We start from the raw sequence: 23,767 nt of genomic DNA, 5'->3' as shown, positions 1-23,767 counted from the left end.
GTTAACCCAGTATAAACTGCAATGCGGTGTTCGGAAAACATCGGAACTAAAAAAAGAAAATGCCCATAGGCATCTTCTTTGGAGGTTTATCTTATATCGCTTTATCACGTGTGGCCATACATTGACCAATCAGCTTATCGCATTTATTGATGTGATTTATCAGCCAGTCTGTTAACGTTCGATTAAGCTTGATGGTTGAGAGTACGGATACTCCCTTTGTTTTGACCGTTTCTTCCAATTCGAGAACTGCCTTCACGAAATCAGCATGCGTCTGACGATGTTCAGCTAGTTCAGGGAAGTTGATCTCCTCCATCAGCTGCTCTTCATTACTGAAATGTTCAATCGTGTATTCTTTTAAGAATTTCAGTGTTTCCTCAATCTTTTCTTTCCCTTGCTGATTACTGCATGCTTCAAAGAATTCGTTCAATTTCGCTAACAACTGTCTGTGCTGGCAGTCAATTTTTTCTACACCGATATCATATGAATCTTTCCAAGCGATCATGAAATCACCATTCCGTTTCTTGAAAATTACATTTTAATTTTATTTTCCACCTTTCTCCACAAAAGAACTATTAACAACATCACAGGTGCTTATATTCAACCATTAGCTGTACATATGGCACCTATTGATAAATCTCTACTTCATCACCGGTTCGATATGTACAAGTACATTGGAAACTTGGTGCCGGTCTTTTAACTGTTCTTCAATTTCTTCCGTAATATCATGACTCTGCACTACACTTAGCTGAGAATCCACTAGCACAGTTGTGTCTACTAATACGTTATTCCCATGGATACGGGCTTTGATATCTTTTATGGATTGTACACCATCAATTTCTGCTACAGTTTCTTTCATATGTTCAAGCTCTTCCGCATCAAATCCGTCCGTCAGATCATGCGTAGCTTTGCTAAAGATATCCCATGCCGTCTTACAGATGATTAGTCCGACAATGATGGCTGTAAGCGGGTCAAGCCAAGGAACGCCCAAGGAGGAAGCCACAATTCCGATAAAAGCGCCCACGCTAACTATAGCATCTGATCGATTATCCAGTGCTACTGCCCGCATTGCGTTACTGTTAATGGCACGGGCCAGCCTAATATTATACATATAGACAGCCATCATAACTACAGCACAGCCCACTGCCGTCCACGCCGCTATGAGATCAGGACTTTCCAGTGCTGGTTGAATAAATTTGTTCACAGCTTGGTACAAAACTTGAAGCCCTACCGCAATCATAATGAATGAAGCAATTAATGAAGCCACGGTCTCCGCTCTAAAATGCCCGTAGCTGTGGTTCGAATCCGGCGGTCTTCTGGAAATCTTCAGGCCAATTAGTACCGCGATAGAAGCAATAATATCTGTACTGTTATTCAATCCATCTGCAAGCAACGCTTGAGATCCTGAGACCGTACCTATGAACAGCTTGATAGCTGATAAAAAGATATAAGCAACGATGCTTAGCCAAGCTCCTTTTTCGCCTTGTTTAATGTCGTTATAAGTTTCCAAAAAAAGAACCCCCAAAGAATAGTATTGTTCTATACTACACTTTGAGAATCGGGTGGGTCTAGAGAAACAGTGTTGCTACGGGGCGCAATAGTTCCCTCTGTCAAATAGAGTTGCAAGGTCATAACTGTTTTGCAGGACGCAACATAGTTTGCCCCCGTTCAACTTTGCTTCCATTCTTCTGGAATAGTAACTTTTTGCTATTTTTATTGTCTAATTATAGTAATGACTAATTCAAAGGAGCGTGGAGTGATGATTCAGTCTTTGCCGAAGAAAATTGTTACATGTTTAGCTATAGGGAGTATTTTAATTCCAATAACAAACAGTGGATCAATGTCAGTCATTTCTGCAGAAAAAGCAATTGTAAGCCTAAGTAACACTTATTACAGTGAAGTCACAGCCCCGATCCTAAAACCTGTTTGGTCAGCACAACTCGCCATTTTAAAAAAAGACAGAATCACCGGACAGGACATTACAGCACTCGCGGAAAACGGGAAGATCTTTGCATTGCAGCGCAATGAAAAATTAACCGCAATGAATGCGGCAACAGGCAAAAAATTATGGGAGTTCGGAAGTGGATTAGCGCCGCTATTCACGTACAGCAATGGATTTATCTACGGTCTGACCCAAAGCGGCTCCCTATATGCCGTTAATGAGGCAGGTAAAAAAGCATGGTCAGCTTCCATAACACTCCCCAAAGCTACAAATATACAGCGTTTAGGATCTACTATTTATGTTACTCAAGAGGAACAATTAGCAGCAGTTGACACCGTAACCGGAAAGATCAAATGGAAGGCTGTAGAGAAAAGCAATAACTTTACAGGCTTATCAGAGGTCATGGAATCAGATGGGGTCGTTATTCGCAGCTATCTGTCTCAAGGGGCCTTAACAACTGCTGGACTCGCCGCTTATGACAGTCTGACAGGAAAAAAACTATGGGACCAGACCCGGCAGTGGATGCCGTTAGCAGTGAAGGATGGGCTCCTCTACTCTATCACGAATACATTTATGATGGATGATGACCCGGTAAATCGAAAAGTCAAAGTATCCGTGTTCAACATAAAGACAGGTGAATTAAAAGGAGAACGTTTATATAAATGGACAGATACCGAGAATAAAGATGGTGTGTACAGTTATAATGGGATGAATGGAAACGCGTTTTTGGATGGAAAGGACTTTTATATCTTTCAGGGCAGTAAGTTTGTGAAATATGATTTCTGGAATTATTCTGCAGAGGGTAAACCGGTGCAAACCTGGGCCTCGATGGTTAAAGAAAAAGACTCTCCATTGAACCAAGTTTATCAACAAAGAATGTTATTTCAAAATCAAGATAAAGGTACTTTATCCGCACTGAAGCTAGGAACCGGCCAGCTTGTCGACCTCAATATTGGAGAGAATCCAGTGGTACAGACGGATCTGTTCGGAAACGTGGTTTATAGTGGACAATCTGATGGCCTATTTCACGCTTATGACATGTTAACTCTAAAGCCTATTTTCACTGTGAACACAGGCTCTCGTAACTTTGCCCCTTCCCTTAAAACTGGAGGGATGCTGATGATTCGGACGGATAATAAGCTGCTCGCGATTAAACTTCCTACATCTATAAAATAAAAAAGCCTGATTTCTCAGGCTTTTGGGCTTCAATAACTTATTCAGCCGGAGCTGTAAAAGTACGTGCAGCAAACTCGGCATCCAGCATGTAGAAGGCGTTGCTATCTTTTTCAATTCGTTTCAGTTTACTGATGATGTTGCTAAAGAGTGCTTCTTCTTCTACTTGCTCGTCTATAAACCATTTCAAGAAATAAATCGTCGCATGTTCACGCTCATCCAGAGCAAGGTCAGCCAAATGATAGAACCGTTTAGTGTTCTGCTGTTCATGCGCGAAGGCATGTTCAAAAGCATCTAACATCGAGTTATATTCGTTCTTCGGCTCTGGCAGTGCTTCTAGCGTAGCACGGTTATCCCGGTCGTTAAGGAATTTATAAATCTTCATGGCATGGAACCGTTCTTCTTCGGCTTGAATTAGAAAAAAGTTTGCAAATCCATCCAGACTTTCGCCGGAACAATAAGCAGCCATCGCTAGATAAACATGAGCGGAATAAAACTCGAAATTCATCTGTTCATTAAGTGCTTGTACTAATCCATCTTTCATTGGACCGTCACCTCATTATTCAAATTTAATATGTAAATATTTAAGTTTATCTTATCACCGTGCTTCTAAGTCAGCAAGGATTCCTCTCCCAATATCTAATTTAGCTAACGAAAGGACGACTATTCAGATGATTAGATTCACCCGTCACAGCCTAAAGCCTAAGATTTCCGGTACACTCTTCATTATTGCAGCTATGGTGTCACTGTTCCTCATTGCTGGCTGTTCTAATAGCAGCAGTAATTCACAGTCCGAAGCTACCGATTCACCGACCTCCCAATCCACACCTGCACCAACCACCAGCTTGGCTCCCACCCCCTCAGCAGTCAGCGATCCAATTGCTCTTCAGGTTGCTGAGATGACTTTGGAAGAAAAAATCGGACAAATGCTCCTAGTTGGAATTGATGGAACTGTCCTTGATGAGCAAGCTAAAAAGATGATTACCGAAGACAAAATAGGTGGAATCATCCTCTATAAGGACAATATTAATAGCCTGAAAGGGATGATCAGTCTTATCAATTCTATGAAAAAGAGTAACACTGGCAACCCTGCCCCACTATTCATGAGTGTTGATCAGGAGGGTGGAAAAGTCAGCCGGATGCCTAAAGAATATGCTACATTCCCTTCTAACGGAACAGTGGGTGCAAGTAATGACGCTGCTGCTGCCGAGAAAATGGGAAAGCTGCTCGCAAGAGAAGTACGTTCAGCCGGATTTAATATGAACTTTGCTCCCGTTCTCGATATCAATAGCAATCCAGACAATCCAGTCATCGGAGACCGGTCGTTCGGCAATGCTGCTGACCAAGTCATTCAACTAGGGATTGCCGAAATGAAGGGAATTGAGAGCGAAGGCGTCGTTCCTGTTGTCAAGCATTTCCCAGGACACGGAGATACTTCTGTCGACTCCCATCTGGATCTGCCGATTGTGAACAAAACAGCCGGTCAGCTAGCTGACTTAGAATGGCTCCCCTTCCAAGCAGCCATTAAAGAGGGGACGGACGCCGTAATGGTCGCTCATATTTTGTTTCCAAAATTAGATCCAGACAAACCCGCATCCTTATCGCGTACCATTATTGGTGAACAGCTTCGAGATGAAATGGGCTACCAAGGAATCGTAATTACAGACGATCTAACCATGGGAGCCATTATGAAGAACTACGATCTGACTACAGCAGCAGTAGATACTGTGAATGCAGGTAGTGATATTCTCCTTGTCGCTCACGGCTATGATAATGAAAAACGGGTCATGGACTCCCTCCTGCAAAACGTAAAAAACGGTAAGATTCAAGAAACACGGATTGATGAAAGCGTCTATCGGATCTTAGCCTTAAAAGCCAAATATAACCTTTCCGATGAGCAAATCCCGGTTCCTGATCTTACCGATCTTAATAAAGATATTAACGTTTGGCGTCAAACGATTGAGAAGTAAATCTAAGCGTTAGTCATTGTTACTGAAGAACAACAACATCTCCAACCTTCAACCCAGAGAGAACCTCTGTTTTGTCCGTAGTTTCCAGACCCACTTCGATGTCTTTTCGTTCATATTGCCCGTCCCCTTTATCCAGCATAACGTAGGAGAGGTCTCCTTCATGCATTACAGCTATGCTGGATACAACGGTGGCATTTTCTTTGCGAACTGTTTCAATTTCTCCGTTTAAGCTTAAGCCACCGATCAAATGCTCGTCAGGCTGCAGCGTGATAACCACTTCGAATTGAGGAACCGAACTGGCAGTAGCATTCTGACCTGAAGCTGTCTTTGCAAATTTCGCTACCTTCGTAACTTCTCCAGATAACTTCAAATCTTTTATAGCTGTCATTTTTACGTCGACCTTCATGCCTGTCTTTATACGGAAGACGTCTTGTTCACCTACAAGAGCAATGAATTCTAGCTTGTTCATATCTACTATTTTTCCGATATATTGATTATCTGTCACTGTTTGCGGAATTTCGCTTGCACTGTCAAATAAGAAAATGCCGGTTGCCGGAGCATAATAAAGTGCTGTTTTGAGTTTGGCTTTTTTCTCTGTTAATTCGCGTGCTTGTATTTCGGCATTGACCTGATTAAGCTCGTCCCCTAGCCGTGTTGCTTCTTGGGCTGTGAGTGCTTTAATCCGTTCTGCTTCAGTTGCACCAAGGGCTGCATTCTCTTCGTCTTGCTGGCTCACAAATGCATTCAGCTCTGCTTCCAGCTTTGCTTTACGGATGGTCGCCTCTTGTGTAGCAATCTCATTCTTCAAGGCTTCCTGATCGAGAGTAAACAGTAAATCACCTTTTTTGACCTGTCCACCGTTCTCAACCTTCCACTTTGTCACCTTTGAAGCATATGGAGCATAAACAAGCGTTTCTTTCTCATAATTAGAATTACCTTTAACCTGTATGGAATTGGTAATGGTCTCCTGTGTGACCTCAAAAGTTATGGCTTGTGGGGGTTCAACAGGCTCTAACTGCGCTTCAGGCTTATACATCTTACTATATAGAAAATAACCTGCTGCAATTATAATCAGTACCAATACAATCCACTTGATTCTCCTCTTCATCACTTTGGCTTCCTTTCAACTTAAAAATAGCTAATCCCGTTTAATCGCCGTGAGTGCATTCGTTCTGGATGCACTGATCGCCGGATAAATACCCGATAATACCCCTGTCATTACCGCAAATGCGATCCCTACCGGAAGAGTCATCAGAGGAATATAAATCACCAAAGGCTCGCCTCCACCCATTCCTGAAGAGTTACCGATGAGCTTATTAATTCCTAATACAATCAAGTATGAAAAGGCTATGCCGAGCAATCCGCCCAACATCCCGAGCAATGCCGCTTCTGTAATGAACATATTGCGGATCTGGCCCATATTGGCGCCCAACACTTTCATAATACCGATCTGCCGTCGTCGTTGATGAGTGGACATAGTCATCGCAACGATAATGGAGATCGAAGCAATAATCAGAATAAATACACCTATACCGAGAGCTGCTTTCTTAACCATGCTGAAGGTATCAGCGAGTGCCTCTTTTTGATACAAATTTGTGCTTGTTGTTAAGGTAAGTTTCTGAATAAGCTTCTCTAGTTCCACGATATTCTCAGTGCTGTCTACCTTTACAATCGCTGAGTTATAGACACCCTTTTGCCCAGCGGTTCCACTCGATAGCTTCATTTGTTCTACAAGCCGCTCGCCAGTCTCTAGTGACACATAGATCTTCTTGTCGTACATAGCCATATCCTCGTTCGTTCCACTCGGGTTGTCGAGGATTCCCACAACTTGAATCGGTGAGCTAACTAACATCCCTCCGGTTTGAGAGGCGGGATCAAAAGACTGTAATTGAACCTGTTGCTTGTACATATCTGTTGGAAGCATGCTTAAGCTGTTGTACTGTTCCATCAACTTATTGTTATATGGATCTGTACTCAGTTGTTCAAAAAGACGCTGCCGAGTTTCGTTATCAATCAGTCCAACGGTTGCACCATAGTTCAGTACAGCCATTCCTACCAAATCAGAAGCTCCGCCTTGTTTGAATTTCTTATCATATTTCGTTAACAAGCGTAGATCCGTTCCAATAAGCTGTACATCTGTTATTTTATTATCGATAGTCAACATCTGTATGTACCCTAGCTCTTGAAAGGGAGCTGCTGCAGTTACATGCCGCAAGCCTTTAATAATCTCCAGCTTTTGTGCTGTCAGCCTGCCGGGATCAAGCTTTTCATTGGCCGCAGACGATCCGCTGCCACCGCTGCCTCCTCCTTGGGAGGGTATACCTCCGTTGGGAGACACCGTAATTTCATCCATTTTGAAATTGCGGTTGATTTCCCGCTCCGTGTAGCTCTGTGCGGAGTCTCCTATACTTAATGCAACTATGATTGCAGCACATCCAATGGATATGCCAGCCATACAAAGACCTGTGACAACTTTCCGCCGTTTAACCTGTTCCCAAGCCAAGCGGGAAATATCACTAATCCTCAATGAGTATACCCCCTTCGAGTTCAGTATTCGAAGAAGTTTGGTTTTCAGTAATCATATATCCGTCCCGAAGCGTGAATATCCGCTGCATTTGCTCCGCGACTTTTAGCTCGTGAGTTACAACTATGAAGGTGGTCTTCATCTTCTTGTTCAGGTTAAGCAGGATATTGATAATTTCTTCTTCTGTCTTCGAATCTAGGTTTCCGGTTGGTTCATCTGCAAAGATAACAGATGGTTCCGTAATCAAGGAGCGTGCAATACTAACACGCTGCTGCTGTCCGCCAGACAGCTGGGAAGGGAACAAGTCGGCTTTATCAGGAATGCCGACTCCTTCCAACAATTCTAAAGCTTTTTGTTTACGTATAGAGGGTGCAACGGATTGAAAAACCAGCGGCAGCTCTACATTTTCACGGACTGTCATGCTAGTAATCAGCTCATAAGCTTGAAAGATAAACCCGATATTTTTTCTGCGAAATTCCGATAGCTTATTCTCACTCATCTTCACGATATCTTGATCGGCAATATAAATATGGCCTTCCGTAGGTTTCATTAGTCCTGCCATCAGATTGAGCATCGTTGACTTACCGGAACCCGAGCTCCCCAGCAGTGCTACCATCTCCCCCTCTTTCACAGAAAAGTCAATTTGATGAAGCACTGCTGTAGTTTCATTACCGTTTTTATAAGAATGCGTTACATTTTCCACTCGCAACATTGGAGCTGCTCCTCTTCGTACAATAATAGATATGAAATGCTATTTCTCAGTTACAACTGCTCTATCAATCTTGATGTTATAAGCTTGACTAGCCAGCTCGATCCGTTCGCCTTGGAATTCATCGTACAGCGTGATCCGGTAGGTTCCTCCTGACAAATTCTTATACATATTATTGCTAAAGCTTGCTGTATACGAGTTGTTGGTCCCTTCAAGAATATCGGTGCCAATGTTCAAGCTTCGTTCCTGAGATAGACCATATGGATCCGTCATTTTGAGGACCAGCTTATGCGTGAAGGTTCCCATATCATAGCTGCTGTCACGAAGAAGATTGTAATTCATAACTATATTTATAGAGTCACTGCCTTGTAGTGAGCGCCCTTCCGAACTTAGAACGGACATGGTATACGGATAAATAGCCACCTTCGTCAAGTTCTTCTCTGGTGGTGTGATGACCGGATTTAATGACAGTGAAGCCATATTAATAAATCCAGTGGATTCCTGACCGGGTTCCGTCAGCTTATTCCCAGTAATCCCTGGCCCAAGGAACAGGCTTACATCAGAAGCATTAACAGCCTTGGGAACCTTAGCCCAAAAGGTGATTAATTGCTTACCGCCTGGAGTAGCAGACGTATCCGGCTGATTGGCTGTAGCTTCGAATAGCTGACCATCTCCCGTTTTGTAATAAGCTTGGAGGCGAGCCATTTTGCTTTGTCTTTTCTCTTCACTGCTCAGAAGCAGCTCTGTGTATACGAGATTGGAGTTAAGTCCTTCATAAATAATGGTTTTGTTCTCTTGCACTTTTGCGTTTTTGCCTTTACCAGAGATAACATAACTTCCTCCAGTTTCAATAGAGGCTACAGCGTTCATCATGCTGTTCGTCGTAACTGACAGGAACGAGCTTTTCTCTTCTTTTACCATAGAATAAAGATTTAATTTTAATTTATCGAACTCTTGTGTATAAGGAATTTTGGCAAACACATAGATTTCAGCGTTTTTTCCGGGCCCAATCGTTGAAGTTTCCTTATCCATAAACAATTCCGTTGAAGATGACATGTCCTCATTGTCTACCTGAACAGCTCCCTTTAATTCCGGCAGAGACAAGGCAACCGATTGGGTATTCGTAATATTTAATCTGGCAACAACGATATCATCGTCTTTCCATGGAAAGCGCTGCAAGGAAACTAAACTATAAGTAAACGTCCCATATTCATTTGTTGCTCTATATTCCATACCTTTCTGTATCTCAGGACGCAAGGTATAGGAGATCGTAAAGTAAGCAACCGGAACCGTTAGTTTAGCTGTGTTGCTCGTAGCGACATTGGTTCCACCAGTGCTTCCAGTTGCTGCACCTTCTCCAGTAGTTCCCGTTTCACTATTATCTGGAGCAGAAACAGCCTCAATCATCTGCAATTGCAGTGAATTCTGTTCTACCTCAAGGGGTACCTGTGCGGTAAGCGGGATGATTTTTTCCTCCAGCGGTTTTATGGTTAATCCGCTCAAGCCCTTAGAATTGATCGGAAAGGTTGTCCCCGTTGAGGATTTGACAGCAAGCTCATAAGAAGGTAACGTAACGGCTGTCTTTCCTGTATTCTTCACTCGCAGCTGAAAAGTCCAGAATCCCTTATTGTTCTCTGCGTATACGGTTGCGTTATTTAATTGGGTTTCAACCGTATTGTTATTGATGGCAATTTTCTTGATTACACCTTTGCCAACTACCAGATTTGGTGTAGTAGCCGCAGGCAGCTTGTACGAGGATTTGGCAATCTCCAGCTTCAGCGCCTCATCCTTTTGGGTGAATTGCAGTTTCATATTCTCCGTCTTCATATACGAAGGAATTTCTGTAAGATAATAAATGGTTTTTTTCTCTTGGGGCTGAATTTTATAACTAAGCTGAGAACGGTCAAGGGCTAATTCATACGAGCTTCCCCCTGCCGAGACCAAATATGCTGCGTAACCAGGATCACTTAATACTTTGCTGCCTTTATTGGTCAAGCTTATGCCCACCTTGGCATAAACCTTTCCGCTGTATTTGTAGAGCTCCAAGGATTCACTTTTAGCAATAACCGGAATGTCATTCATTGTAGTGCTTACATTTTTTCCGTTTACAGCGGTTGGCGAATAGTTGGCGGGTATATTAAAAGTTCCTACTTGCTTGAGATACCCCTTGGTTTTGGAATCCCAAACGTACATTGGAATCTTGATACCTTTTAACGAATTTACCTGGCCAACATTAACATAATATGTAACGCGCAAGCTTTCGTTAGAACCCACTTTTTTCTTAGTAGCGTCCGCACTTAGTGGATTCCCTGGAATAACAGAGCCGCCAGAGGTCATAACTCTCGAAAAATAATACAGTAGGCTAGCACTTTTGTTGCTGCCATTCGAATAGTTAATTGTATAAGTTAAAATATTGCCTCCAGGCTGTGACCAAATATTCACATCTTCCAGTGTAGCTTTGATATTAGCTCCTAAAGAAACGGAACCCAGATTACTAGGAGCTGTTACAGTTGCAGCAGCTACCGCCGATTTTGGCTGAACAGAACTAACTGCTGCAGCCGAAGCGGGATGCCCTGTCAACTGGCTTATGACAAAGGTGCTTAAGAGTAAAACAACATATGTACTGCTATGCTTTCTCATTGACTTCCCTCCACGAGTATTTTACTAGAATTATTATAGTGGTTAGCACAGATCCAATTGTATCCATGTTGTAACTCTTACAGGTCTTTTGTAACCTATTTGTTCCAATTTGCATATATTCTGAAAATGATTCTATAATTTCAGTTGATTTTTCAAAGCTGCTATATCAGAAGCGGCAGGCTCGTCTTCTCCGTATCTAACTTTTTCATATATTTCAATCAATTGATCTGCTGCTAAAGAATCATCATCACCCTTACGTTTATGCTTGCTACGATCTCCCCATAGCAAAACATCCCTTTTTGTTTCCTGCGGCGTAAGATAACTTTTCATTTCATAACCGTTATCGCGCTTTATATTAAGCCACCGCCGATAAAGCCAACGGACACGTTCCTGCTCGCCATTCATCTGATCCCAGCGATCCTTACGATGTTTTGAAGGAAGACGAGAGCTCCAGAAATCCTTTAACCCTCGAACGGTTTGTTCCCAAGTAAAGACGCTTTTCTCCTCGTCAAGATATGCTGTATTATTCTTAGGGGTATGTTCCCTACGTAACATCGATAACAATGCATCTATGACTTTCCGCCACTTTTCTCCAGCATTTCTGTACAACCAGCGAAGTGCATAATAGGCTGCAAATCCCAATAATACCGCCGCCAAAATATAAAACCCGTATTCTAGTATAATAGCTAGCCAGCCACGCTTTTGCTCGCCAATTGGTGGTAACATCGGAGTTGCTGGCGGCAATTCTGCTGGCGGAGGCTCTGGTTCTTTTGTGCCAGAAAATAACTGATTAATAAAATTGAAAAATGAGCGTAAGAGTCTCCATACCAATGATCCTATAGCTTTACCGACACCTGCCGCTAGTACAGCTGCAATAACTCCAATCACAATGACATATATACGATTATTCCGTTGTATCCCTTTGGGCAGCGTTTCATTCTCTTCAGTAAGTGCGCTGTATCGTATATAGCTGCTATTAGAAATAAGTAAAGTCAGTATTAAATACAGACTGCCACACCAGGTCAATAACGGCACACTTGGCTCCAATTCAGGAACTCTATGAAACGCTATAGTTGCCACAAAATAGATTATTATACCTATCCAAAACATTCTGAATCTATTATTTCTAGAGTCTACCGTCATCCCTAAGAATGTACATATAATTCCAGCCACACCTAAGGGAAGGCTTTCGATGGATAAACTCCCTGAAGCCACACCTAATAATGCCCCGAGGATTAAGGCGGCAAGTAATTGCTTCCATCTTACATTGCAAAAATTGCGCAAAAGAATGCCTGCTAAAGCTAGTATAGGCAGCGCAATCAACCATATTTGTTCATCTTGTTGGGGCAACAAATAAATCTGAAATAGAACCCAAACCGGTAGAAATAGCAACAATTCAATAATAGACCACAACCAGAGTTTCACTGTTTCCCTTACATAGCCAGACAACGTAAGCTTCATGCGCTCTCTCTCCCTTGTTCCGGAATATCCAGCCATTCCACACCATTGCCTTGCTGCATTAGGAGATCCGTCGCCTTTTGCAATTCTGCTCCCCTATGGCAGCTTATGATTAGAAAGTCTGTGTCACTAATTCCACTCTCAACCTGCAATTCCAATAGTCGACTCATAGGAAGTGTTCTATCCAGCTTCAGCCTTGCCAGGAGCTCTAACATATCTTCGAGCTGAGCCATCGGCTCTGCTTCAATTGGATCTCTTTCGCCAGCATCGTCCAATCTGCCATTACAGATTAATCCGGTCTCAATTCCATGCTGCATTGCGTATTCAGCTATAGTCGCTGCATATCTTATTCCTTGCTCGATTCGTTCCACATCAGTCACCGTTCTCCACATGGAATCACTGTCCTCTATATTCAGACAGATGACGAGCCGGGAATCAGCCGTGTAATCTTTTTTATGAACCTGCATAACACCAGTACGTGCTGTAGCCTTCCAGTTTACCAATCCCATAGAATCTCCTGAGCTATATTCACGAATGCCAGCAGTCAGAAAAGGGTCTTCAACGATCCATCTTTTCACAGGAAGCTCACCCAGCCAGCTATGAATGGGCAATGGAAGCTCGTCTAGATTCAGCAGAACGGGATAGATCAACAACTCTAACTCGAGTGGATATGTTTTGTTTTTTCGAGTCAAACCAAATGGATCTCCCGTTGTCATAGTCACGGATTCTAAACGATATAAACCACGACGCTCACATGTCACTTGATGCCGTCTTTTAATATGACGATAAGATTTTAAATAGAATAAACTAATATGATTCTGAGAGATTTCTCCTGTACTAATCCCAAGATTATCCTGACTTCCAAATTCCAGACCTCTCGCAATACTAGACTCCAATCGGAGCCACGGCAAAGGAAGAAGCTTCGCATTAATGATCTCCTCGATCATCTCAATACGTTCTCCTTCATAAGCAGTCTTACTTGAAAAATAACGAGAATAACTAAGCGCTTTCAGACCATTCCGTTTATAAATGTCAGCAAGAAGTAACACCAACGCCACTGTAATGAAAATGAACCAAGGCAAAGCCATAGGTCATTCCACCTTTCCGCCTCTTAAGGACGTCACGGGTTCAGCAGGCACCTCAACTTCACGAAGCACTTGCAATACAATATCCGCGGCTTGTCCCTCTCTTGAGCCTAATCCCCGATGAAGCAGCAGACGATGTGCAAGCACGGAAACAGCCACGGCTTTGATATCATCCGGTGTTACATAGGATCTGCCTTGAATAAGTGCATATCCCTGAGCTGATCTAAGCAACGCGCCACTGGCACGTGGACTCGCACCCAGTTTTACTGCCGTAGATTTGCGTGTAGCTTCCGTTATCCGTACGATATAACCTAATAAATCATCACTGATACTTACCGATGCGGCTAAACGCTGTGCGGCTTGAATATCTTGTGCCGTTGCTACAGGAAAAGACTCTTCGAGCGGATTATTCTCACGAAAACGCTGCAAAATATGTATCCCTTCATCAAAGGTAGGATAACCCGTAGTAATCCGCATCAAAAATCGATCTAATTGAGCCTCAGGCAGTGGGAAGGTCCCTTGGTTGTCTATCGGATTCTGAGTAGCAATGACAAGAAACGGTGCTTCTAATCCGTGCGTTACCCCATCGATAGTAATTTGCCGTTCCTCCATACACTCCAGTAGGCTGGATTGGGTTCTAGGTGTTGCACGATTAATTTCGTCAGCCAGCAGTATATTAGCAAATACCGGACCTGGTCTGAACTGAAACTCTCCCGTCTTCTGATTGTAATAGTTGATCCCGCTTAAATCGGAAGGCAATAAATCCGGCGTAAATTGTATGCGCTTAAATGAACAATCCAATGATTTGGCAAGAACCTTTGCCAGCAAGGTTTTACCCGTACCAGGTACATCTTCCAGCAAGACATGTCCATTCGCAAGTAATGCGGTCAGCAGCAGGTCTACTCCCTCCTCTTTTCCTACAATGACTTTGGCAAGATTGGCCCTAATAGATTTGATAAGTTCAGTTACTTCTTGAAGATTCATGTGAATACACCATCCAATCTGAGGATAATTATGTAATAAGTGCTTTAATCATAACAGAAAGCGTACCCGATTTATAATTCACAAAAAAAGCACTGTCCGTAATTAGACAGCACCCGTCTTCCATTCGATTTTCATTTCGCAGTCTTATGCCGATATCGAAAAAAGGCTACAATCCCATAATAGATGGGTATGCTTTCAACGATTAGCCAAATGATCACAATGGCAAAGCTTTTGTAGTGTTCGTAATATCTGCCGACGTCGCGTGAATATAAGTATGCTATTGTCACTGAAGCCAGTGTTAAAAGGGGAACGTAAAATTTTTTACTATTAGTATTAAACAAACTTGCTACACATTTTGAAGCTACATAGATAAGGAAAGCGCTGTGAATAAACATCGAAGACGACCATATTCCAATCAAAAGCGGGTCAGTATTACCTAATAAATTATCTTCTTTTGAACTACGCACCATCTCAAGAAAAGGATATTGGAGTTGCTGGCCTAAATGTGGACCAAAACTCATCATTGTCAATAACCATCCTATTAAGACCGTAATTGAAACATAGAACTGCGCAAATACTAATCTTTTCATCATTTTCGCTTCAATTTTTAAATCAGGTGCAATGAACAAAAGCACAATCCATTCTCCAAACCATGACATGACCACAATAGAATCTTTCAGGGCGATTCCAGGATCATGATAATGAAAGAAAGCAGGTACCATATTAAAGTCCGCGTTTGGAAGGAATAAATTAAATAATATGATCACGGTAATAAAGAAAATAATAAATAATCCATCGGCCATATATGTAATTGTTGCAAATCCTAGACTTGCCGTGTACATGATTACGAGACCAACGACACACTGGATAAATAGAGGTGGAGTTCCTCTTAAATAATTCGAGCCGAAAAATAGTACGAAATTCTCTATATCGAAAGAAACATAATAAACACACCAGCATAGTAGGAGCAGAATCATAAATTTATGTGGCCATTTGCCAATGATCTCTTTTCCAAAGTGAACCCAAGCTTGATTAGGTCGCAGCTTACCAACATAGATTGTAAACCACAATAATATCAATCCTAATAAGGAGCCAACGATTAATGCAATCCAGCCTTGATAAGAGGAAGTAGCAATAATAGCTGGTATCAAAAAAATGGTGGTTTGTGAGCTAAAAAAAATGGTGATAAACCGGAACAGCTGCCACTTTGTTGTACGCATAACTTCTCCTTCCTCAGTTCTTTATTTTGCTGTCCCAAAATCCACAATCCGAAAGTCCGTCTTCACCTTAATATCTGCCTCATGAGCGTAGTAATTATCCCAACGTTCTCTTAATTGCTTCCAAAGTTTCGGATCATTCCATTCCAGCAACATGCCGAGCTGTAGAACATCCGCACCTGCTTGCTGGGATAAACGTATAGCTTCGGTCAGATTAGCAGTTACTTTATCGCTTAGTTTCTCTGTAATGATATTACTGATCTCCTCTAGATTTCTTTTCTTAGGATCCCTTAAATAAATCACACTAGCTTTTCCCTTTAATTTCACTGTAAAAACTGGACCCTTATCCGTTATTTTTACTTTTTTCGAAGATTTGGTGCTAACAAATACAACACTTGCTGCACTTTCTCCACCATCCCAGGTAACAGAATAAACCGACAGCTTAAGCTTGCCTGCGGCCCATGCCAATGCCCTCCCCTCTTTAAGCTTTAGTATTCCCTTCATTTTCTCATTCTGAAACAACATAGCTCCTTGAATGCCTGCCCAATATTGTGGTTTGCCTTCTTTTGTAGTTTCTTCTTTTTTGCCAAATGAAAGATTATTTATAGCAAATCCAACGCCCGAAGCCTCAGCGAATATGCAGTCCTTAATTGTAGTCGAAAACATGTATTTTTCTGTTCCAAAGCTCCTCAGTACATCAGAAGGCAATTGTTCATAGATAGGTGTTAATGTATTCATCTCTTTTGCACTGCCGGGACTAGCCATGACATAGGTTCCAAGGGGGAGACTTGGCTCTCTTCTAATCCATAATAGGAGTTCACCAATCCCTTGTTCTGCATAAGCTTTCCCTAAGACAATTATTTTCAATTGGGAAAGACTAAGTTGACGTGTCAGATCTTTCTGAACTAGTAACATGGCGTCTGCGATCGTATCTGCGGTCTTAGAAACTGTAGAATAACTATTCCCATCACCGCCACCACTTGAGGGCTGGCTTCCCGAGTTGAGACGATTGGGCAAAGGAGAGTTAATCGTAATTTCAACGGTGCCTGCTTCTTTGCCTACATCTATAAATAAGCCGTACACAAAGGTTAATTCGTCCAGTTCCACCTTTGAAGACCAACAGCCTGTTAAATTTAGGAGTAGAAGTATAACAACTCCTATCTTTAGAGTTCTCATTTTTGATTCTGTCTCCTTAGATTCCTGTTGCTATAAAGTTTGCTGCGTTTCTTCATATAGTTAGAGGGAAAGCGAGATAATGTGTCCTTCCAATCTTCTAACACCAAAGGGGCAACGGGTTGTAAATACGGTGAGCCTAACGGTCTAAGATTAGCTAAATGTCCGTAAATCAAAAAAGCTGTAATATATACCCCGAGCAATCCCATTGTTCCCCCCATAATCAATAAAGGGAAACGAAGTAAGCGAAAAGTCAGACCGAGCTCATAATGGGGAATAATGTAGGTGGCAATTCCGGTAATGGAAACAACAATAACCATTGGAGCGGATACAATTCCCGCTTGTACCGCAGCCTGACCGATGACTATACCCCCAATAATAGAAACGGTCTGGCCCACAGGCTTTGGTATTCGGGTTCCAGCTTCTCTAAGGGCTTCGAAGGTAAGCTCCATAATCAAAGCCTCAGTCAATGCTGAGAAAGGAATGTTCTCTCTGGCAGATGCTATCGTAATTAACAGGTTTGAGGGAATGATCTGAGGATGAAAGGTTGTAATCGCAACATAAAGCGATGGAAGAATCATCGATAGGATGGAGAACACAAATCGAACCATTCGAATCCAGCTTGCGGCATAGAAGCTTTGATAATAATCCTCAGAGGATTGTAGCATTGTAAAAAAAGAGGTAGGTGCAATCATTGCAGTGGGTGTGCCATCCTGTAATATTCCGATCCGGCCTTCCATTAAAGAAGCTGCCACCGAGTCGGGACGTTCTGTATATTGAAATACCGGAAATGGTGTCAAGTTCCCCTTCCGTAATTGTTCCGATATATAACTAATGCCCAATATGCCATCAATATCTATTTCATTTAGTTGCTTTTCAATTTCAGTAAGAACTTCTTTTTTATAAAGTCCTTCAATATATACAACATACACATCAGTTTTTGTATATTTACCAATCGTATAATGAATAGTCTTTAGATCCGGATGTTTAATTTTGTGTCGGAGCAGGGACAGATTTGTTTCAATATCTTCAATAAATGCTTCTTGTGGTCCAATCACCACAAGTTCATTTTGTGATTCCGTAACCGATCTTTTCTGATATTGCGTGATCTCAAAATAATAAACATAAGGAAGCTCTTCAAAATAAAGCACTACTTTTCCAGCGACAATCAAATCCACAGCCTTGTTTATGTCAAACTCCTTAAGATACGGGATGGGAAAAACAGCTCCTCGATCCAGTCGTTCTAAAAAATCCGGCCATTTGTGCTCTGAATTTGCTTCATTTTTTAGCGGCAATGCAATATCTTTATGAAGACTCAGGGAATTTACGATGAATGGGATATAGATCAAGTCACAGGAATGCCCATGAAGGCGAATGTTTTGAAAAACTGCATCACTAGATCCTTCCAGTTGTTCTTTTATTGTTTCAATAATTCCAGACATCTGCAGACTACCTCCAAAATTGTGACTTGTTAATCTGGCTTAGTTTGCCAACGTGATGGAAGGTTTATACTTAAAACAAACCAAATAGGCACAAATCCGGTATAGTACCGGACTCATGCCCATCAAAATATCGAATAAAATGACCTATCTAATCCTACAGAGTCAATTAAATAAGGAGCTCATACCCCTAGCTTTCAAATCACGGAAAAGTTGCACCAATATTAGTTCCGCTAGGTGTTCCAGTTCCGATTAGATCGCTACCCCCAGTTAATTTGAGGAAACTGCCCAGACTAAAAGAACCATCTGCATTTCGCACCACTGAAGGTGTAAGACTTACAAAATCAGCGGCACTGGCCACCAAACCCTTGGCATTGGTACTTGCATTACTTTTCCACCACACATTAGTACTTAGAATATCGGTTCCACTTGTTTTGTCACTCGATCCTCCAGCAAAAGACAAGTTGTTCGTAAATTGGTGAGTACCGGCATCAAAAGCAAAGTTACTCTGTCCGTTACTCCAAGAAGTATTATTTGTTAACTGAATGGAACCTGGATTACTATTGTAAGTGAATCCGTGTTTTTTATTTTGAAACGCTATGCTATTCAGCACAATGTGGTTTACTGCAATTTTTTCACCACCTAGTTTGAATCCATTCCCATCACTGTTTGCCGTTGAATTTCCATCTGAGGTCTGTCCGTTCTTATAGGAGATACTATTCTTGATCGTCACCACTCCGATGGGGCCTGTTTCTGATTTACTGTAAAGATCCCAGCCGTCATCTGTATTCCATGCAGCTATACATTTATCGAATACGTTACCAGGACCTATGGTCAGCTTAGCAGCAAAACCATCAGCGTCTTCCCCGTTATCCGGATCATAATTATCATGAGAATACACTCCAATGATCTGATTATAGCTCGGCCATTGACTCATGCTGGTCAGTGATGAAGCATAACGGCTGATTTGCAGTCCCGAATCCCGATTATGGTGGGTTTCAACATTCTCAATAATGTTATAGTTCCCGCCAATAAAGATCCCATTGTCTCCTGAGCCTCTTATCTCTAATCCTTTTACCTTCCAGTAGTTACCGTATATCTGCAAACCACGTTGAGCTGGGTCAAATGGCTGAGCGTAAAAATCCAATATAGGCTTCTCAGTCCCATATGCAGTGATGTTCTTTCGTAAGTTAGAGCTTCCGCTATTATCTTGTCCAACAATTATTGTTGAAGAATACGTGTAAACCCCTCCACGCATATAGATGGTTTCCCCGGGGGCTACCTTCGTAATCGCTGAGGCCAGTGTGGTTGGACTACCAATTGTTCCTGCGTTGCTGTCCAGACCATTTGGAGCTACATAAATAGAGCCTGCAACTGGTGTTGCTGTTGGTGTGACGGTTGGAGCTACTGTCGCAGTGGGGGTTGCGCTTGCTGTTGGAGTAGCCGTAGGAGCTACCGTTGGTGCAATTGTTGGAGCTATAGTAGGCGTTGGTGTCGGAGTGCCCGTGGTGATATCGGAGACATTGATATTGTCGAACTTCGCTGCTGTCTTATAAGCTACAAGTCCTATACCTCCTGCTGTCAAAATGTTATCGTGTGCATTTAGCTGTAAAACATCATTAACATACATTTTAAGCGAATCTCCACTAAGCTCTAGCCTAACTGTATAGGCAGTCCCTGTAGTTATAGGAAAATCAGTTTTACTAGCCAGTGTTGAACTTGAACCATTCACTTTTTTTCGTATTTCAAGCGTCCCACCATTACTGTTAGACAGAGATGCAGCATAATAGTTATTTCCGTCAACATAGCGCCCGCACACATAAGTTCGATTAGTCCCATTGAAATCATCAATCTTCACATCAGCTTGAACGCTGTAATCTGTCCACGTGTTGCTACCGGAGAACGAACGTCCTTCGTTTTGACTGGATTGGTAATACACATGATTGCCACCTTCTTCAACTACAGACCAAGTTCCTGTTGTACTCATCCAATTGTCGGCACTTCCATTCTCAAAATCATTACTGAAGATATTTGCTGCCTGAGCGGTAGGGTTACTCCATGCCAAATTACCTAGAACCAGCGAAGTTGTAAGCGCAACCATAATTCCGAATGAAAATCTTCCTTTTAGTTTCACGTGAACATCTTCCTCCTTGTTTTCTGATGTAAATAAAAAGCGAAGGCATTCCTCCAATCTTGTGTCATCTATAACTCCAGCCTAATCTCAACTATAATTAATATTTCGAAGTTGTACAGCTACTTTATGCCCATATTATTACATTTATTTAAATTAATATAAAAAACACCCTCGATCTTACTCGAGAGTGCCTTTATCTTTACCCTTAGCTTTGAATTAACGGTTTCAAAACCTTCAGTGAAGCCTGCAATTGCTCCGAACATTGTTCATACATTTTTTTAGCTTTTTCGTTATCTGTTGATAAACTGAACATCTCTAAATCAGCTTCACACTTTTTCAGCAAAGCATATAATTGAGGCTTATCCTGCGGCTGTGGGACTTTAAAGTTATCTGCATACAAATCGACAGTCAGCTCACCATAAGAATCAACTTGTCCAAGAAAAACATTCTCAACCGTAAAACCCATTTTCTCAAGGGCTCCATCCAGCCAGCTTCGCGTCAGGTTTAGGGTGTCTAATGGTTTGTCGAGCACTTTACCATCCATAATGACAACTTGCGACTCTTTCTCCGGGGCAACCTTTATACCCAATTGCTTAGGGGTTACCGGCTGATATTCACTCTTGAGTAAAACATTTATGGCTCCATCAGATTCCATAATCGCAAATTCCACTTCCGATATATTGAAAACGTCTTTTTTGCGTAATTCCTCCAGCAGTTCATCTGTGGTTAAACGTTCTTTTTTCATATGATCTTCGAGTATTTTTCCGTCCTTAATTAGTACGGTGGACTTGAAATCAATAAAGTCTCTTGCTTTTTTACTCTTCATCTGAAGGTATTCGATCCCTAAAGAACAAGCCACCCATACAATCAGTGCAATGAGCCCTAAATGCCATAACTTATCCGTATCCAAAGAAATGTAAGCGGCTAAGCTGCCGACGGTTATCCCCGTAATATACTCGAAGAACGAGAGCTGCGATACTTGTCTCTTTCCCAGTAATTTTGTTAAAAAGAAAAGTACAACCACAGCAAAGAGCGTTCGAACTACAACCTCTAACCACTCCGGCATTACAATTACCCTCCTTTTGAATCAAAACTTGTTTACTAACACTCATTATTTGTCAATAAAGGCGCATTCAATCCGGAATTTCACTACTTATTTATGGAAAATCATCTATTACTAGAAGTATGAATTTTTTTCCTGCATAACGCTAGAAGCATTTGAGGACAATAGCATTCGTCATGCTAATAATCCAACACAGAGGAGAGAAACTCAATGACAGTAGCCTCACAAGTTAAAACATGTTTATCTTCTTTAAAAGGTGCTCAAGCCAGTCTTGAACAATTTGCACTAGAAACACAAAACGAGAGTGCAAAAACCTTGTTCACGAACGCAGCCGAGCAAACACAACAAATCGTAACTCAAGTAGAGAACCGGGTAACCGAATTGGAGTCCGAAGAGCCTCAATATAAAGGATTCTAATTAAAATTAAAGGGGTCTTAGGCTAGAAAAACTAGCTTTAAGACCCCTTTTCATCATGTACAACATTCGAACGAATGCCACGCTTGCCCTTATTAGCAGGAATTAGTATCTGAACAGAAGTGCCAATTCCAACACGGCTAAAAATGGTTACGCCGTACTCTGATCCATATTGCAGTTTAATCCGCTGATCCACATTACGGACCCCATAACCTGTATTCGTGTGGCCCTTTGGATCAAAAATTTGATCAATACGTTCCTGTCTCATGCCGATTCCATCGTCAATGATGCGGAATAGAATATCATTGCCCTCTTTACGCCCAACAATGCGTAAATGAATGTGATCACCACACCAGGCGTGCTTCAGCACGTTCTCGATAAAGGGTTGTAGAATCAGTTTTATAGTCTCATAAGGCCAGATTTCTGTATCAAAATCAAACATAACTTCCAGACGATCACCGTATTTAATTTTCTGAATTTCTAAATAAGCGTTTGCCTGCTCAATTTCAGTGGGGACCGGAATCATGGTACGCCCTTCATTAAGCGTCAGGCGATAAAACTTCGCTAATTCCAGCACCATCTGCTGCAGCTTCTCATTTTGACCAAACTTGGCTAATTGAATAATAGATGACAACGTATTATATAGAAAATGAGGATTGATTTGTGATTGCAGAATTTCAAGCTCTGCTTCCTTCTTCTGGAGCTGCGTCAAATATACCTCTTTAATCAACATATCGATATTTTCGCCCATATCATTTAATGCGGTTGCAATCTGAGAGAATTCATCCTTGCCTCGATAGGAAATACGCTTGTGAAGATCACCTTCCCGATAGGCATTCAGCACGTACACGAACTTATTAATCCGAATTGAAAAATATCGGGATATAAATATGCCGACAAAACTAAAAACTACACAACAGATGAGACACATCAAAATAATAAACAGTCGTACCTTCACTGCATCCTGTTCAAGAATCGTAATTGGAACTAGCGCGTTTAATTGCCAAGCTTGGTTAGAAACTGTAACTGTTTCACTAATCGTCAGGTAATCCTTATTAAGTTCGGCTTCGTTGGAATAGTGCTCTGGTAGTTCTCCCGATTGGTACATCGTTCTTCCGAACTCGTTTTTTAAAATTAGAATACTTCCTTTTCCTATCTTCGTATAATTCACACTATTGAACAGATCTGGAATGCCTACATTAATCCGCAGGAAGCCAATCTCCTTAGGTACAAGAGGATCATATGTATCTATTAATCTACGTAGCAACGAGATACGATTATTTTCTACATCGCGCTCAATCTGCCACCATTTCATAGTCTCCGCATATTTCTCGGTTGGAAAATCATAATACCAGGATTTCCCTTCAATCCGGTTCATATGGTAAAGATGATAGAAGCTACTATTATCCAGATAGCCCTCTAGTGAATTCGAATAGATCTCAGGAATGGATTCATTCTTTAAAAATAGCGACATCCCAATCCTCATACCCGTTGATTGAATAGCTACGTCCAGCTTTGGAAGTACCTTCATAGACATCCGGTCATAATTCTCCCAGCCTTCTTCATAGCTTCGCAGATTCCGATAGAAATCATAATCACTATATAATTGCGTGGATATCCGGGTAACTTCCCCCATTTTATAATCAATATTATCGCGAATTTGCAACAACGTACCTTTAATATTCGAACTTGTATGCTCGCGTAATGAATCATTGTACATAGAGTGAGAGACAAAACCTATCACAGATACTGGGATAATAATGAAAAAAATATACGTCAGCATTAATTTATACCCTATCGGCACATACTTATGTTTACTTCTTGGTTGTTTCATGCAACATCATC

The 23,767-nt window shown here is 41.7% G+C and carries 19 protein-coding genes; 3 read left to right on the top strand and 16 right to left on the bottom strand.

Annotation, left to right across the window (positions count from 1 at the left end; all coding sequences use genetic code 11):
- Positions 1 to 91 precede the first annotated feature (91 nt).
- The gene (locus NST25_RS13930; RefSeq protein ID WP_051491008.1) at positions 92 to 502 is read right to left on the bottom strand and encodes a bacteriohemerythrin; all 411 of its coding nucleotides are present in this window, start codon (positions 500 to 502) and stop codon (positions 92 to 94) included.
- Positions 503 to 637: 135 nt separating this feature from the next.
- Entirely contained in the window at positions 638 to 1,507 is an 870-nt protein-coding gene (locus NST25_RS13925; protein ID WP_076129330.1) for a cation diffusion facilitator family transporter, read from the bottom strand.
- Positions 1,508 to 1,756: 249 nt separating this feature from the next.
- Between NST25_RS13925 and NST25_RS13920 the strand changes: the two genes are divergently transcribed.
- Positions 1,757 to 3,115, top strand: a complete 1,359-nt coding sequence (locus tag NST25_RS13920) for a PQQ-binding-like beta-propeller repeat protein (RefSeq protein ID WP_340394221.1) — start codon at positions 1,757 to 1,759, stop codon at positions 3,113 to 3,115.
- A 37-nt stretch (positions 3,116 to 3,152) separates the two neighbouring features.
- Here the strand turns inward: NST25_RS13920 and NST25_RS13915 are convergent, their stop codons facing one another.
- Positions 3,153 to 3,656 carry a ferritin gene (locus NST25_RS13915; protein WP_076129328.1) on the bottom strand — a complete coding sequence of 168 codons (504 nt, stop codon included), beginning with the start codon at positions 3,654 to 3,656 and terminating at the stop codon, positions 3,153 to 3,155.
- A 127-nt stretch (positions 3,657 to 3,783) separates the two neighbouring features.
- On the opposite strand from NST25_RS13915, the gene nagZ reads away from it, so the two are divergent.
- Positions 3,784 to 5,082, top strand: a complete 1,299-nt coding sequence (nagZ, locus tag NST25_RS13910) for a beta-N-acetylhexosaminidase (RefSeq protein ID WP_340394219.1) — start codon at positions 3,784 to 3,786, stop codon at positions 5,080 to 5,082.
- Positions 5,083 to 5,101: 19 nt separating this feature from the next.
- Here nagZ and NST25_RS13905 read toward each other — a convergent pair whose 3' ends face one another.
- The 12 genes from NST25_RS13905 to NST25_RS13850 all read right to left on the bottom strand — a co-directional run bounded on the left by NST25_RS13905 (position 5,102) and on the right by NST25_RS13850 (position 21,511).
- The gene (locus NST25_RS13905; protein ID WP_076129326.1) at positions 5,102 to 6,190 is read right to left on the bottom strand and encodes an efflux RND transporter periplasmic adaptor subunit; all 1,089 of its coding nucleotides are present in this window, start codon (positions 6,188 to 6,190) and stop codon (positions 5,102 to 5,104) included.
- A 30-nt stretch (positions 6,191 to 6,220) separates the two neighbouring features.
- Complete coding sequence (locus NST25_RS13900; protein ID WP_179086823.1) at positions 6,221 to 7,609, bottom strand: ABC transporter permease; 1,389 nt, start codon at positions 7,607 to 7,609, stop codon at positions 6,221 to 6,223.
- Positions 7,599 to 8,318: an ABC transporter ATP-binding protein gene (locus NST25_RS13895; protein ID WP_076129325.1), complete on the bottom strand. Its 720-nt coding sequence runs from the start codon at positions 8,316 to 8,318 to the stop codon at positions 7,599 to 7,601. The genes NST25_RS13900 and NST25_RS13895 overlap by 11 nt, the downstream gene beginning before the upstream one ends.
- 39 nt (positions 8,319 to 8,357) lie before the next feature.
- Positions 8,358 to 10,955 carry a hypothetical protein gene (locus NST25_RS13890; protein ID WP_340394218.1) on the bottom strand — a complete coding sequence of 866 codons (2,598 nt, stop codon included), beginning with the start codon at positions 10,953 to 10,955 and terminating at the stop codon, positions 8,358 to 8,360.
- 132 nt (positions 10,956 to 11,087) lie between these two features.
- Positions 11,088 to 12,416, bottom strand: coding sequence for a hypothetical protein (locus NST25_RS13885; RefSeq protein ID WP_339282072.1), 1,329 nt, complete (start codon positions 12,414 to 12,416; stop codon positions 11,088 to 11,090).
- Complete coding sequence (locus NST25_RS13880) at positions 12,413 to 13,501, bottom strand: DUF58 domain-containing protein (RefSeq protein ID WP_076129323.1); 1,089 nt, start codon at positions 13,499 to 13,501, stop codon at positions 12,413 to 12,415. The genes NST25_RS13885 and NST25_RS13880 overlap by 4 nt, the downstream gene beginning before the upstream one ends.
- 3 nt (positions 13,502 to 13,504) lie before the next feature.
- Positions 13,505 to 14,482, bottom strand: coding sequence for a MoxR family ATPase (locus NST25_RS13875; protein WP_076217909.1), 978 nt, complete (start codon positions 14,480 to 14,482; stop codon positions 13,505 to 13,507).
- 131 nt (positions 14,483 to 14,613) lie between these two features.
- Positions 14,614 to 15,702: a GerAB/ArcD/ProY family transporter gene (locus NST25_RS13870; protein WP_076185951.1), complete on the bottom strand. Its 1,089-nt coding sequence runs from the start codon at positions 15,700 to 15,702 to the stop codon at positions 14,614 to 14,616.
- Positions 15,703 to 15,723: 21 nt separating this feature from the next.
- Complete coding sequence (locus NST25_RS13865; protein ID WP_076301985.1) at positions 15,724 to 16,875, bottom strand: Ger(x)C family spore germination protein; 1,152 nt, start codon at positions 16,873 to 16,875, stop codon at positions 15,724 to 15,726.
- The gene (locus NST25_RS13860; protein WP_340012544.1) at positions 16,872 to 18,314 is read right to left on the bottom strand and encodes a spore germination protein; all 1,443 of its coding nucleotides are present in this window, start codon (positions 18,312 to 18,314) and stop codon (positions 16,872 to 16,874) included. Before NST25_RS13860 ends, NST25_RS13865 begins: the two co-directional genes overlap by 4 nt.
- A gap of 199 nt (positions 18,315 to 18,513) precedes the next feature.
- Positions 18,514 to 19,791, bottom strand: coding sequence for a right-handed parallel beta-helix repeat-containing protein (locus NST25_RS13855; RefSeq protein WP_340012735.1), 1,278 nt, complete (start codon positions 19,789 to 19,791; stop codon positions 18,514 to 18,516).
- An 859-nt stretch (positions 19,792 to 20,650) separates the two neighbouring features.
- Complete coding sequence (locus tag NST25_RS13850) at positions 20,651 to 21,511, bottom strand: DUF421 domain-containing protein (protein WP_076129318.1); 861 nt, start codon at positions 21,509 to 21,511, stop codon at positions 20,651 to 20,653.
- 207 nt (positions 21,512 to 21,718) lie between these two features.
- Between NST25_RS13850 and NST25_RS13845 the strand changes: the two genes are divergently transcribed.
- On the top strand, positions 21,719 to 21,925 hold the full coding sequence (locus NST25_RS13845) for a DUF1657 domain-containing protein (protein WP_036678243.1): 207 nt from the start codon (positions 21,719 to 21,721) through the stop codon (positions 21,923 to 21,925).
- A 37-nt stretch (positions 21,926 to 21,962) separates the two neighbouring features.
- Here the strand turns inward: NST25_RS13845 and NST25_RS13840 are convergent, their stop codons facing one another.
- Positions 21,963 to 23,756, bottom strand: coding sequence for a sensor histidine kinase (locus NST25_RS13840; protein WP_076185958.1), 1,794 nt, complete (start codon positions 23,754 to 23,756; stop codon positions 21,963 to 21,965).
- Between the last annotated feature and the right edge of the window lie 11 nt (positions 23,757 to 23,767).

This window comes from Paenibacillus sp. FSL E2-0190 (genome assembly GCF_037992965.1).
Taxonomy (GTDB): domain Bacteria; phylum Bacillota; class Bacilli; order Paenibacillales; family Paenibacillaceae; genus Paenibacillus_AQ; species Paenibacillus_AQ odorifer.
The sequence above is the reverse complement of the archived record's forward strand: the minus strand, read 5'-3'. Positions and strand labels throughout refer to the sequence as shown.

Excerpts from the sequence above, each read along its gene's own strand:
- NST25_RS13930 (WP_051491008.1), bottom strand. The coding sequence starts at position 502 with ATGATCGCTTGGAAAGATTCATATGATATCGGTGTAGAAAAAATTGAC.
- NST25_RS13920 (WP_340394221.1), top strand. The coding sequence starts at position 1,757 with ATGATTCAGTCTTTGCCGAAGAAAATTGTTACATGTTTAGCTATAGGG.
- NST25_RS13915 (WP_076129328.1), bottom strand. The coding sequence starts at position 3,656 with ATGAAAGATGGATTAGTACAAGCACTTAATGAACAGATGAATTTCGAG.
- nagZ (WP_340394219.1), top strand. The coding sequence starts at position 3,784 with ATGATTAGATTCACCCGTCACAGCCTAAAGCCTAAGATTTCCGGTACA.
- NST25_RS13905 (WP_076129326.1), bottom strand. The coding sequence starts at position 6,190 with ATGAAGAGGAGAATCAAGTGGATTGTATTGGTACTGATTATAATTGCA.
- NST25_RS13895 (WP_076129325.1), bottom strand. The coding sequence starts at position 8,318 with ATGTTGCGAGTGGAAAATGTAACGCATTCTTATAAAAACGGTAATGAA.
- NST25_RS13890 (WP_340394218.1), bottom strand. The coding sequence starts at position 10,955 with ATGAGAAAGCATAGCAGTACATATGTTGTTTTACTCTTAAGCACCTTT.
- NST25_RS13885 (WP_339282072.1), bottom strand. The coding sequence starts at position 12,416 with ATGAAGCTTACGTTGTCTGGCTATGTAAGGGAAACAGTGAAACTCTGG.
- NST25_RS13880 (WP_076129323.1), bottom strand. The coding sequence starts at position 13,501 with ATGGCTTTGCCTTGGTTCATTTTCATTACAGTGGCGTTGGTGTTACTT.
- NST25_RS13875 (WP_076217909.1), bottom strand. The coding sequence starts at position 14,482 with ATGAATCTTCAAGAAGTAACTGAACTTATCAAATCTATTAGGGCCAAT.
- NST25_RS13870 (WP_076185951.1), bottom strand. The coding sequence starts at position 15,702 with ATGCGTACAACAAAGTGGCAGCTGTTCCGGTTTATCACCATTTTTTTT.
- NST25_RS13865 (WP_076301985.1), bottom strand. The coding sequence starts at position 16,875 with ATGAGAACTCTAAAGATAGGAGTTGTTATACTTCTACTCCTAAATTTA.
- NST25_RS13860 (WP_340012544.1), bottom strand. The coding sequence starts at position 18,314 with ATGTCTGGAATTATTGAAACAATAAAAGAACAACTGGAAGGATCTAGT.
- NST25_RS13850 (WP_076129318.1), bottom strand. The coding sequence starts at position 21,511 with ATGCCGGAGTGGTTAGAGGTTGTAGTTCGAACGCTCTTTGCTGTGGTT.
- NST25_RS13845 (WP_036678243.1), top strand. The coding sequence starts at position 21,719 with ATGACAGTAGCCTCACAAGTTAAAACATGTTTATCTTCTTTAAAAGGT.
- NST25_RS13840 (WP_076185958.1), bottom strand. The coding sequence starts at position 23,756 with ATGAAACAACCAAGAAGTAAACATAAGTATGTGCCGATAGGGTATAAA.